A 12066-nucleotide genomic window follows, 5' to 3' on the forward strand; every position below is an offset into this window, starting at 1 on the left:
TTGACGGGAGGGTGCCGAGCGGGCCCAGGAGGCCCTACTCGTTGCCGAGGCGCTTGTCGGCCTGGCGCTTGAGGTCCTCGATGCGGTCGTCGTACTTGCCCTTGGTGAGGCGGCTCGCGATGTCGCTCGTCTTCTCGAGGACCTGGTCCGAGACGCGTTCGGCCTTCTCGCTGCGAAGCGCCTCCTGGGCCTTCTGGCTCTGCAGCAGCTCCGCTGCCTGACGTCCGAGCTTCCCGAGATCCACCATGACTTCTCCTTGATCGACGCGCGGCGTTCCGCGCGCGCCCAGTGTGGCGTCCTGTCCTGGACGAACGGTGGGGCGTCAGAGGGCGAGGACCCGGGTCGCCGACTCGACGAGGGCGCCGCCGTAGGAGGGTCCGTGGCCGGCGGCGTGCACCGCGAGCGGATGCAGCTGGTGCAGGGCGACGCGCTGTTCCCAGCCGTCGGCGAGGGCGTGCGACTCGTCGTAGCCCCGGAGGATCTCGTCGAGGTGAGGGGCGCCGAAGAGCGCCAGCATGGCGAGATCGGTCTCGCGGTGGCCACCGTGCGCGGCCGGATCGATCAGCACGGCACCGGAGGCGGACCACAGCACGTTCCCCGTCCACAGATCCCCGTGCAGTCGCGCAGGCCGCTCCGAGCCGTCGAACTCCCCCGCGGCGACGCGGTCGAGCGCCCTCTCGACGGTCTCGGCGCCGGATCGGGAGAGATTCCCCGCCTGGACGGCGACCGGAAGGAACGGGCGGACCCGCTGCTCGGCGTAGAAGCGGCCCCAGGACTCCTCGGCGGTGCAGGGCATCCGGCGCCGGCCGATCCAGGCAGGGCCGTCCCAGCCCTCGGGTGCCGCTCCGAACGCCTCCGCTCCGAGATCGTGCGTCGCCGCGAGCGCACGGCCGAAGTCGGCGGCTGCGGCGGCGGTCGGACGCACCGGCTCGACCGTCGCGAGCTCGATCCGACCGGGCGAGACCGAGAGGACCTCGACGCACCGGGCGCCACCGCGCGGCTCCGCCTCGCTCAGCCAGCGCAGCCCGGCGGCCTCCCACTCGAAGAACTGCGCAGCGGCGGACGGATCGCTCTTGACGAACACCATGCGCTCCACGCTAACCGGCGAGCGGACCTGGGCGGCGGACGATCGACCGCGGGGAACACGGAAGGGGCCGCCCGCACGAAGCGGACGACCCCTCTCGAGAGATCAGCAGGAAGAACCTACTTGACGATCTTGGTGACCGTTCCGGCACCCACGGTGCGTCCACCCTCGCGGATGGCGAAGCCGAGGCCCTCCTCCATGGCGATCGGCTGGATCAGCGCGACCGTCATGTCGGTGGTGTCGCCGGGCATGACCATCTCGGTGCCCTCGGGCAGCGTGATGACGCCGGTGACGTCGGTGGTGCGGAAGTAGAACTGCGGGCGGTAGTTCGCGTAGAACGGGTTGTGACGCCCACCCTCATCCTTGGACAGGATGTACGCGGTGCCCTCGAAGTCGGTGTGCGGCGTGACCGAACCCGGCTTGACGACGACCTGGCCGCGCTCGACGTCCTCGCGCTTGGTGCCGCGGAGGAGCAGACCGCAGTTCTCGCCAGCCCAGGCCTCGTCGAGCTGCTTGTGGAACATCTCGATTCCGGTGACCGTGGTCTTCTGCGTCGGGCGGATGCCGACGATCTCGACCTCGGAGTTCAGAGCGAGGGTTCCACGCTCCGCACGGCCGGTGACGACGGTTCCACGACCGGTGATCGTGAAGACGTCCTCGATCGGCATGAGGAACGGCTTGTCCTTGTCGCGGATCGGGTCCGGGATGGACTCGTCGACGGCGTCCATGAGGTCGATGATCGACTGGGTCCAGGCCTCGTCGCCCTCGAGGGCCTTGAGACCGGAGACGCGCACGACGGGGGCGTCGTCGCCGGGGAAGCCCTGCGACGAGAGCAGCTCGCGGACCTCGAGCTCGACGAGCTCCAGGATCTCCTCGTCGTCCACCATGTCGGCCTTGTTCAGGGCGACGAGGAGGTAGGGGACGCCGACCTGCTTGGCGAGGAGGACGTGCTCACGGGTCTGAGCCATGGGGCCGTCGGTGGCGGCGACCACGAGGATCGCGCCGTCCATCTGCGCCGCGCCGGTGATCATGTTCTTGATGTAGTCGGCGTGACCCGGGGCGTCGACGTGCGCGTAGTGGCGCTTCGGCGTCTCGTACTCGACGTGCGAGATGTTGATCGTGATGCCGCGCTGGCGCTCCTCGGGAGCGAGTCGATCGACGCGAAGTCGCGCTGAACATTGGTCGCGGACGGGAACTTGTCAGCGAGAACCTTGGAGATCGCCGCGGTCAGCGTGGTCTTTCCGTGGTCGACGTGACCGATGGTTCCGATGTTGACGTGCGGCTTGGTCCGCTCGAACTTGGCCTTAGCCACTGTGGGTCCTCCTCAGGACTTAGGTGCAAGCATCCGCATCCGACCGCCGCACGGGGCGGCACGAGGACATGAGGGCTTGCGGGGGTTTTGTGTACTTATGTTACCGGCAGAGGTCGTGCGGGTTTCCACGCGCGTAGGCGGCAGCAAACCCGCACGACACTACCAGTCCCCCGCCGTCCGGTCGAGCGGCGGGGGGAAGGGGCGGAGTTACTCGCCCTTGTTCTTCTGGACGATCTCCTCGGCGACGGCCTTGGGGACCTCGCTGTAGGTCTCGAACGTCATCGAGTAGACGGCACGGCCCGAGGTCTTCGAGCGCAGGTCGCCGATGTAGCCGAACATCTCGGACAGCGGCACGTTCGCGCGGATGACCTTGATACCGGTGGCGTCCTCCATCGACTGGATCATGCCGCGGCGGGAGTTCAGGTCGCCGATGACGTCGCCCATGTACTCCTCGGGGGTGCGGACCTCGACGGCCATCAGCGGCTCGAGGAGGACCGGCTGCGCCTTGCGCGAGGCCTCCTTGAACGCGATCGAGCCGGCGATCTTGAACGCCATCTCGGAGGAGTCGACGTCGTGCGCCGCCCGTCGACCAGGGTCGCCTTCACGCCGACCATGGGGTAGCCGGCGAGGACGCCGACCTGCATGGCGTCGCGGATGCCCGCATCGACCGAGGGGATGTACTCGCGGGGGACGCGTCCACCGGAGACGCCGTTGACGAACTCGTAGGTCTTGTCGGCCTCGACCTCCATCGGCTCGATGGTGATCTGGACCTTCGCGAACTGACCCGACCCACCCGTCTGCTTCTTGTGGGTGTAGTCGTACTTCTCGACGGTGCGGCGGATCGTCTCGCGGTAGGCCACCTGCGGCTTGCCGACGTTGGCCTCGACGTTGAACTCGCGCTTCATGCGGTCCACCAGGATGTCGAGGTGCAGCTCGCCCATTCCCTTGATGACCGTCTGACCGGTCTCCTGGTTCTGCTCGGTGCGGAAGGTGGGGTCCTCCTCCGCGAGCTTCTGGATCGCGGTGCCGAGCTTCTCCTGGTCGGCCTTCGTCTTGGGCTCGATGGCGACCTCGATGACGGGCTCGGGGAAGGTCATCGACTCGAGGACGACCTGGGCCTGCGGGTCGCTCAGGGTGTCACCGGTGGTGGTGTCCTTGAGGCCGATGACCGCGTAGATGTGGCCGGCGGTGACCGAGTCGACCGGGTTCTCCTTGTTGGAGTGCATCTGGAAGATCTTGCCGATGCGCTCCTTCTTGCCCTTGGTCGAGTTGATGACCTGGGCGCCGGAGTCGAGCTTGCCCGAGTACACGCGGACGTAGGTCAGGCGACCGAAGAACGGGTGCACCGCGACCTTGAACGCGAGCGCCGAGAAGGGCTCGGTCGAGTCGGCGTGCCGCATGATGACCTTCTCCTCGTCGCGGACGTCGTGGGCCTCGATGGCCGGGACGTCGAGCGGGAGGGGGAGGTAGTCGACGACCGCGTCGAGCATCGGCTGCACGCCGCGGTTCTTGAACGCGGAGCCGCAGAGCACGGGGTAGATGTCGGAGTTGACGGTCAGCTTGCGGATCGCGGCCTTGATCTCGGCCACGGTCAGCTCCTCGCCGCCGAAGTACTTCTCGAGCAGCTCGTCCGAGGTCTCGGCGACGGTCTCGAGCAGCTTCTGGCGGTACTCGGCGGCCTTGTCGGCGAGGTCGGCCGGGATCTCCTCGATCTCGTACTTCGCACCGAGCTGGACGTCTCCCTTGGAGTCGCCGCGCCACGTGAGCGCGCGCATCTCGACCAGGTCGATGACGCCCTCGAACGACGACTCCGCGCCGATCGGCAGCTGGATGACCAGCGGCTTCGCGCCGAGGCGGTTGATGATCGTGTCGACCGTGTAGTAGAAGTCGGCGCCGAGCTTGTCCATCTTGTTGACGAAGCAGATGCGCGGGACGTCGTACTTGTCGGCCTGGCGCCAGACGGTCTCGGACTGGGGCTCGACGCCCTCCTTGCCGTCGAACACCGCGACGGCGCCGTCGAGGACGCGGAGCGAGCGCTCCACCTCGACGGTGAAGTCGACGTGACCCGGGGTGTCGATGATGTTGATCTGGTTCTTGTTCCAGAAGCACGTCGTCGCGGCGGACGTGATCGTGATGCCGCGCTCCTGCTCCTGCGCCATCCAGTCCATCGTGGCGGCGCCGTCGTGCACCTCACCGATCTTGTGCGTGATACCCGTGTAGAACAGGATGCGCTCGGTCGTGGTGGTCTTGCCGGCATCGATGTGGGCCATGATGCCGATGTTGCGGACCTTGTTCAGGTCGGTGAGCACATCTTGTGCCACGGAGTTCCTCCGATTGGTGATGGAGCCAGCGCAACGGGCTCATGGCCGATCGGCTGGGGTTCTGGTGGGACTGTCGCCTCGACCGCGGGGATCGGGATCGGCCGCTGGCCGGGCCCGCAGCACTGACGCTGCGGGCCTGGGGGTCGCGGCCGCTCGGGAGCGGCCGCGGGACGCGCTACCAGCGGTAGTGCGCGAAGGCCTTGTTCGACTCGGCCATCTTGTGGGTGTCCTCGCGACGCTTCACAGCGGCGCCGAGTCCGTTCGACGCGTCGAGGATCTCGTTCATGAGACGCTCGGTCATCGTCTTCTCGCGACGGGCCTTCGCGTAGCTGGTGAGCCAGCGGAGGGCGAGGGTGTTGGCGCGGTGCGGCTTGACCTCGACCGGGACCTGGTAGGTCGAGCCGCCGACGCGGCGGCTGCGGACCTCGAGGGTCGGTCGGACGTTGTCGAGCGCCTTCTTGAGCGTGACGACGGCGTCCTGGCCGTTCTTGGTGGACACGCCCTCGAGCGCGCCGTAGACGATGCGCTCGGCGAGACCCTTCTTGCCGTCCAGGAGGATCTTGTTCACGAGCTGGCTGACGACCGGTGCGCCGTAGACGGGGTCTGCGACGACGGGGCGCTTGGGAGCGGGGCCCTTACGAGGCATTACTTCTTCTCCATCTTCGCGCCGTACCGGCTGCGAGCCTGCTTGCGGTTCTTGACGGCCTGGGTGTCCAGGGCGCCGCGAACGATCTTGTAGCGGACACCGGGGAGGTCCTTCACACGATCGCCGCGCACGAGCACCATCGAGTGCTCCTGCAGGTTGTGGCCCTCACCGGGGATGTAGGCGGTGACCTCGGTGCCGTTGGAGAGCTTCACGCGGGCCACCTTGCGGAGGGCCGAGTTCGGCTTGGGCGTGGGTCGTGTACACGCGGGTGCACACGCCGCGCTGCTGGGGGTTGGCCTTCAGGGCGGGCGCCTTGGTCTTGGTGACCTTCGGCGTGCGTCCCTTCCGGACCAACTGCTGAATCGTTGGCACTGATCTGCTCCTTGAATGCTGCACGGTGACAGCGGATCGATGGTCGACATTCGGCCTGTCCGTCGCCGGACGCGGCCGAGTTCATCTGGACCCGACGCACCCCGGTGCACCGGCGAGCGGGGCAGCGGGGAGGAGGACGGGTATGCCGTGGGGGCCGCCCGATCGGACGAACCCGCGGACCTTGCGGACCCGGTGGAGCGAAGCGCGGCGCCCGGCGGGCCCGGAGGCACGACAGGAGCGCACGCCAAAGCGCACACCCAAAGAATATTACGGGGAGTGACGGGGCCGGTCAACCGGACGGCGTCCGCTCCCAGCGAGCAGGAGGGAGCTGCGACGGTCGGAGGGACCGCCCGTGCACCTCACTCCCGCTCGTCGCCCTCCCAGCCCCAGTGCGGGCGCTGCCCGCCGGCGTCGCGGCGCAGCAGCAGGAGCAGGAACACCACGTGCACCGCTGCAGCGAGGACTCCGGTCGCGATCGCGAACGCGGTGCCCGCGTGCTCGAGCGCGTAGCCGAGGATCTCCCCGGCTCCTGCCGGCCGAGACCGTAGAGAGCGCCGCCCACGAGCAGGAACAGCAGGTACGCGACGAGCCCGGCGAGCAGCGACGGCCCGACGATGCGGGTGACGGACGGGCGCGCCGCGAGGGTGATCATCGAGAGCAGGACCGCCAGGACGCAGGCGGCCACGGACACCGGTCCGAGCAGCGGTCCGGCGTCGCGCTCGGGCACGACGTCCTGATCCAGCAGGAGGCTCAGCACGCCGAACGCGCAGACCACGAGCGCGAGGTAGAGGAAGGCGGCGAACGCGGCGAGGGCGATCCCGTAGCCCAGGCCCGCTCCCCGGCCCTCCTCCCCCGGCGCGCTCACGAGCGCGCGGCGGCTTCCCGCTCGGCGTTGCGGCGCTTCACTCCGCGGGCGCGCCCGGCGATCAGCGCGCCGCCCCAGACGCTCACCTCGCGGGCGAGGACCGCGGCGGCGAGGACGCTCGCGAGCACGACCGGATCGCGGAGGAACTCGACGAGCACAACGCGGTCGGAGGGGAGCGCCGCGCCTCCCACGCTGTACCAGGCGCCGGCGAGCGCGGCCGCTCCGGCGAGGACGGCGACGAAGAAGCCGCCGAGGACGTACGCCCACCACCCCGCGCGGTTCACGGCGAGGACGATCAGGGCGAGGCCCGCGAAGAAGACCGCGACGGGGGCGAGGAAGGCCGGGCTGGGCGCCTCCGCGAGCGCGACGGCGAGCGGGTCGCCGGGCACCGCGTCCACGACGATCCGGATCGCGGTGATCGCCGCGAGCAGCAGGGCGGCGTAGACGGCCGTCGTCAGCAGCGCGATCGCGAGCCCCGCGAGGCGGTTCCCCCTGCGGGCGGGCGGTGCGGGGTCTGGCTCGACCGAGCCCAGCGGTGACGGATCGGCAGCAGCAGCGGGTACCGCGGTGCTGGACCCCGTCGGCGGCTCGGGCCACACGTACTGCGCGTCGGCTGGGGGCCGGTCGCGGTGCCGGACCCCTCGGTCGCGGACGGCATCCGCTCGGTCTCGGCGTCGCTTCTCCCAGTCACCCGGTCAGGATAGGCACGGAGGACTCCGGCGGCGGTCAGGCGCGCGGTCACCCGCAGAAGGGTGCCACTCGGAGTGGCTTCCCAGGCTGCTCGGCCGCAGGAGCCTCACTCCAGGGGGTTCAGGAGGCGGTGCAGGAACTGCCGGGTGCGCGGCTCGTGCGGATCGCGCAGCAGCTCGGCCGGCACGCCCCGCTCGACGACGACGCCGTCGGCCATGAAGACGACCTCGGAGGCGACGCGGCGCGCGAACTCGAGCTCGTGGGTGACGACGAGCATCGTCCAGCCCTCGGCCGCCAGCTCGCGCATGAGCGAGAGCACCTCGCCCACCAGCTCCGGATCCAGCGCGGAGGTGGGCTCGTCGAACAGCAGCAGCTCGGGGCGCAGCGCGAGCGCGCGCACGATGCCCACCCGCTGCTGCTGGCCGCCGGAGAGCTCGAAGGGGTACGCGCCGCCCCGGCCGCCGAGACCGACGCGCTCGAGCAGCGCCTCCGCCTCCGGCACCACCTCGGCCGCGGGGCGGCGCTGCACGCGCAGCGGCCCCTCCGTGACGTTCTCGAGCACCGTGAGGTGGGGGAAGAGGTTGAAGTGCTGGAAGACCATCGCCGAGCGGTCGCGCAGCGCCGTGAGCGGGCGCCTCGCCCACGCCGGCGGCGAAGTCGAGAGCGGTGCCGTCCGAGAGGACGACGACGCCCGCATCCGGGACCTCGAGGCTGTTGAGCGAGCGCAGCACGGTGGTCTTGCCGGAGCCGGAGGGGCCGATCAGCGCGATCACCTCTCCGCGGCGGATCTCGAGATCGATCCCGCGGAGCACCTCGACCGAGCCGAACGACTTGCGGAGGCCGCGGACGGAGAGCACGGGCCGGGCGTCCTGGGCGGCGTCAGCGGGCGACATAGCGGTCCAATCGCTTCCCGAGGAGGCTCTGCCCGCTCGAGAGGACGAGGCAGATGAGCCAGTAGATCAGGGCGGCCTCGAGGTAGAGGAGCATGAACTCGCTCGAGGCGGTGGCGATCTTCTGCGCCTGGCGGAAGAGCTCGGTGACGAGGATCAGGGACGCGAGCGACGTGTCCTTCACCAGGGAGATGAAGGTGTTCGACAGCGGCGGGACGGAGACCCGGGCGGCCTGTGGCAGGATGATGCGCCGCAGGGCGAGCCCGCGACCCATCCCGATCGTGTGCGCCGCCTCCCACTGCCCCTTCGGCACGCTGAGGATCGCGGCGCGGATGACCTCGGCCGCGTAGCCGCCGACGTTGAGCGCGAAGGCGATGATGGCGCTGGGCCACGGATCGATCCTGATCCCCAGGCTCGGCAGCCCGTAGAAGATCACGAAGAGCTGCACCAGGAGCGGCGTGCCCCGGATGACGGAGATGTAGACGCGGGCGATCCAGGCCAGGACGCGCACTTTGGAGAGCCGCATGAGCGCGACGCCGAGGGCGAGGACGAGTCCCAGCGCGAAGCTCGCGAGCGCCAGCGGGATGGTGCCGACGAGACCGCCCGACAGGATCGGCCAGAACGATCGGAGCACCAGGTCGATGTCCATGTCGTCTCCTCTCGACGGGGGTGGCGGAGCGCGGGCCGCTCCCCGGAATGCTGTCACGCCCGAGGCGTCGACGCGCGAGGTTGCCACGGAGGCCCGGGCGTGGGAGGCCCGGGAACGGCAGGAGGCCCGGGAACGGCAGGAGGGAGCCGGCCGCGCCGACTCCCTCCGATCCGGCTACTCGGAGACGTCGGCCCCGAAGTAGCGCTCGGAGATCTCGGCGAGGGTGCCGTCGGCGCGCAGCTCGCCCAGCGCCTCGTCGACCGCGGTCACGAGGTCGTCGGAGCCCTTCGGAGAAGGTGAACGCGCTCTCGGAGCTGTCGTCCGTGGTCACCGCGACCTTGAGGCCGGCGGCCTGGTCCGGGAAGTTCGTCGACCAGTCGAGCCACGTGAGGCGGTCGTTGATGGTCGCGTCGACGCGGCCCTGCTCGACGAGGGCCACGGCCTGCGCCCAGCCCTCGACGCCCTCGACCTGCGCGCCGGCGTCCTGGGCCAGCTCGTACCAGTTGCTCGGAGAGCGACTGGGCCGTGGTCTTGCCCTCGAGGGACTGGAGCGAGGTGATCTCGGTGTCGGAGGTCGGGACGACGACGACTCCTGGGCTCACGGCGTAGGGCTCGGAGAAGTCGTAGCGGGCGCTGCGCTCGTCGTTGATCGAGACCTGGTTGGCGATGACGTCGAAGCGCCCGCCGTCCAGACCCGCGAACATGGCGTCCCACTGGGTCTCCTCGAACTCGGGCTCGACGCCCAGCTTCTCGGCGACGGCGGTGATGATCTCGACGTCGTAGCCGGTGAGCTCCCCGGTGCCGCCGTCGGCGTGGAAGGAGAAGGGCTGGTAGGTGCCCTCGGTGCCGATCGTCAGCACACCGGCGTCCTGCACCTCGGCGAGCGTCAGGCCCGAGTTCGCGGCCGTCGTGCCCTCGTCGGTCGATCCGGAGACCGCGTCGTCGGTGGATGCGGGAGCGCATCCGGCGAGGACGAGGGCGGTGGCGGCTGCGGCGGTGCCGAGCAGGACGCGCAGGGAGGTGCGGGCGGGGAGGTGCGTCACGGTGGGTGTCCTTCGATGCTTCACGTTGTCGTCGCGCCGGTTCTCGGCGGGGGTGCCGGGCGGAGCGGGGGCTCCGCCGAGCGGACGGCGCGGACTCGGTCCGCGGGCGCCCGGAGTGACCATAACCACCGGGAGGGGGCGGCCTATTCCCCGATGACCCCGGATGACGGCGCGAGAGCGGCGAGGAACTCCTCGGCGCCGGCCACCTCGTCGGAGGTCAGGCCCTCCGCCGCCTCCGGGCGGACGAGGTGGAACGGGGTGTCCTGCTCCCCGCCCAGGCGTAGGCGTCCTCCCGCAGGTTGTCGTCGATCCAGACGACCGCGTCGATCGCCTGCCGATCGCGCGCCTGCTCGAGCCAGGCGGCGACGGGCTGGAGCTTGCCCGTCTGCCCGGGGAAGCGCGGATCGCGCGGCAGACCGCCGCGGAAGACGATCGCCTCGGTCCCCTCCGGAAGTCGCAGATCGCGGGCGAGGACCGAGGTGAGCTCGGGCGGCCAGGTCGTCGCCCAGACGATCGTGCCGATCGCGGCGAGACGGGCGACGAGGGCGGCGCGATCCTGGTCGAGGACGAGCCGGTGCCCGCCCGCCGCTCGATCGCTGACGACGGAGGGGTTCAGGACGCCGTCGACGTCCAGGAGGATGAGGGCGGCCATGGCTGCCACCGTAGCCGCGCCGACCCGGGCGCGCGGGACGCGCGCTAGCGTGGCGGGATGCCTCCTCCGCTCGTCTGCCCGGCGGCCGGACCGTTCGCCTCGAGCCGGACGCCGTCCGCCCGGACTCGCTGGTGCTGAGGATCGACGGGTCGGAGCAGTCGCTCATCGATCCCGCGGATCCGGGGGCGCTGGATCTGGAGTACACCGCCCGGCTCGGGGCGGTCGTGGACGCCCTCGCGCCGGCCGCGCAGCCGGTCCGCGTGCTGCACCTGGGCGCCGGGGCGCTGTCGCTCGCCCGCTACACGGCGTCGTCACGGCCGGGATCCGAGCAGACCGTCGTCGAGCTGGAGGAGGGACTGGTCGAGTTCGTCCTCGCGCACGCCCCGCTGCCGGCCGGGGCCCGCCTGAGAGTGATCGCCGGGGACGCGTCGGCGGTGCTCCCTCCGATCCTTCGACCTCGTCGTCCTGGACGCGTACGACGGAGACGAGATCCCGGCCGCCTTCCACCGCGCCGAGGTGCTCGCGGGCATCGCCGAGCGCGTCGGCGGCGGGCTGCTCGCCGTCAACGTGGCGGACGACGCCGACCACCGGCGCCTGGACCGGCTGCGCGGCGAGGTGGGACGGCTGCTGCCCGTCACCGCGGCGGTCGGAGCGGCGCTGTTCGTCGAGCACCGCTCGGGCGGCAACGCGATCCTGCTGGCGTCACGCGGATCCGTCGCCGCCGACGTCGCGATCGCCCTGCTGCGCGCGGGACCGCATCCGGTCGCCGCCGCTGCGCAGCGCGACGTCGTGCCCGTCGAGGTGCCGGTAGAAGTCGACCCGTGACTCCAGGGCGACACCGGCGTCGAGGTACTTGATCTTGATGCGCTTGATGTAGGTGCGCACGGTGTGCTCGGCGATCCGCATCTCGAGCGCGACGGCCTTGACGGCCGTGCCCCCGCCGTAGGAGCGCATCACCCTGCTCTCCTGCGGACTGAGGACCGGCCGCCGCTCCTCGCTCGTGCGGAGGAAGCGCACGCGCGCCGCCTCCGAGATCCAGGTGCGGCCCGAGGCCACCGACACGACGGCCGCCGCGAGGTCGCCCGGCTCGTCGCCCTTCCAGACGAAGGCCGACCGCTCGAAGCGCAGGACGGCGCGGACCGTCTCGAGCGCGACCGAGGTCGACAGGGCGACGAGACCGCGGTAGCGCCCGCCCATCAGCGCCAGAGTGCGGACGAGCTCGCCGGGGGCGACGCTGTCGAGATCGACGACGACGACGGTCTCGGCGGGGGTGCTGCCGGCGCCGTCCTGCACGTCGAACTGCGGGACGGCGCTGCGCAGAAGGGCGAGCAGGGCTGCGCGCTCGATCGCGAGACCGTCGACGACGGTCAGGGCGAGGCGCTCGGTCTCGGGCACGGGGACTCCTCGTGGGCGCGGTCGGGAGCCGCCCCCGGGGGCACCGTAGCGCCAGGTGCCCCGCTGATCCAGCCATCGGGACATGCCGTCCCGAACAGTCCCGGGGCGGCGGTCCGGAGGGGCTCCGCGTGCTCCGGTGCGCGGCCG

The 12066-nt window shown here is 70.8% G+C and carries 8 protein-coding genes and 5 pseudogenes; all 13 read right to left on the reverse strand.

The window, feature by feature from the left end:
* Nucleotides 1-34: 34 nt before the first annotated feature.
* The 13 genes and pseudogenes from AC0CII_RS09245 to AC0CII_RS09305 all read right to left on the reverse strand — a co-directional run bounded on the left by AC0CII_RS09245 (nucleotide 35) and on the right by AC0CII_RS09305 (nucleotide 11919).
* Complete coding sequence (locus AC0CII_RS09245) at nucleotides 35-247, reverse strand: Rv0909 family putative TA system antitoxin (protein WP_372490700.1); 213 nt, start codon at nucleotides 245-247, stop codon at nucleotides 35-37.
* 75 nt (nucleotides 248-322) lie between these two features.
* Entirely contained in the window at nucleotides 323-1087 is a 765-nt protein-coding gene (locus tag AC0CII_RS09250; RefSeq protein ID WP_465227902.1) for a fructosamine kinase family protein, read from the reverse strand.
* A gap of 116 nt (nucleotides 1088-1203) precedes the next feature.
* A pseudogene (tuf, locus tag AC0CII_RS09255) lies at nucleotides 1204-2396 on the reverse strand (elongation factor Tu).
* A gap of 207 nt (nucleotides 2397-2603) precedes the next feature.
* A pseudogene (gene fusA / locus AC0CII_RS09260) lies at nucleotides 2604-4717 on the reverse strand (elongation factor G).
* Between the two features lie 175 nt (nucleotides 4718-4892).
* On the reverse strand, nucleotides 4893-5363 hold the full coding sequence (gene rpsG, locus AC0CII_RS09265) for a 30S ribosomal protein S7 (protein ID WP_056037355.1): 471 nt from the start codon (nucleotides 5361-5363) through the stop codon (nucleotides 4893-4895).
* Nucleotides 5363-5735, reverse strand: a pseudogene (rpsL, locus tag AC0CII_RS09270) (30S ribosomal protein S12). Before rpsL ends, rpsG begins: the two are co-directional and overlap by 1 nt.
* A gap of 289 nt (nucleotides 5736-6024) precedes the next feature.
* A complete protein-coding gene (locus AC0CII_RS09275) occupies nucleotides 6025-6600 on the reverse strand; it encodes a DUF6121 family protein (protein WP_465229216.1) in 576 nt (191 codons plus the stop codon).
* Nucleotides 6597-7199 (reverse strand): hypothetical protein, encoded by a 603-nt coding sequence (locus AC0CII_RS09280; RefSeq protein WP_465229217.1) that lies wholly within the window; start codon nucleotides 7197-7199, stop codon nucleotides 6597-6599. Before AC0CII_RS09280 ends, AC0CII_RS09275 begins: the two co-directional genes overlap by 4 nt.
* A 197-nt stretch (nucleotides 7200-7396) precedes the next feature.
* Nucleotides 7397-8183: pseudogene (locus tag AC0CII_RS09285) on the reverse strand (amino acid ABC transporter ATP-binding protein).
* Nucleotides 8170-8829, reverse strand: coding sequence for an amino acid ABC transporter permease (locus tag AC0CII_RS09290; protein WP_465229291.1), 660 nt, complete (start codon nucleotides 8827-8829; stop codon nucleotides 8170-8172). The pseudogene AC0CII_RS09285 and the gene AC0CII_RS09290 overlap by 14 nt, the downstream one beginning before the upstream one ends.
* Nucleotides 8830-9003: 174 nt before the next feature.
* Nucleotides 9004-9872: pseudogene (locus AC0CII_RS09295) on the reverse strand (amino acid ABC transporter substrate-binding protein).
* A 217-nt stretch (nucleotides 9873-10089) separates the two neighbouring features.
* Nucleotides 10090-10524, reverse strand: a complete 435-nt coding sequence (locus tag AC0CII_RS09300) for an HAD domain-containing protein (protein ID WP_465229218.1) — start codon at nucleotides 10522-10524, stop codon at nucleotides 10090-10092.
* 702 nt (nucleotides 10525-11226) lie between these two features.
* The gene (locus tag AC0CII_RS09305; RefSeq protein ID WP_207403189.1) at nucleotides 11227-11919 is read right to left on the reverse strand and encodes a LuxR C-terminal-related transcriptional regulator; all 693 of its coding nucleotides are present in this window, start codon (nucleotides 11917-11919) and stop codon (nucleotides 11227-11229) included.
* Nucleotides 11920-12066: the final 147 nt, after the last annotated feature.

Source organism: Rathayibacter sp. AC182, from assembly GCF_979253875.1.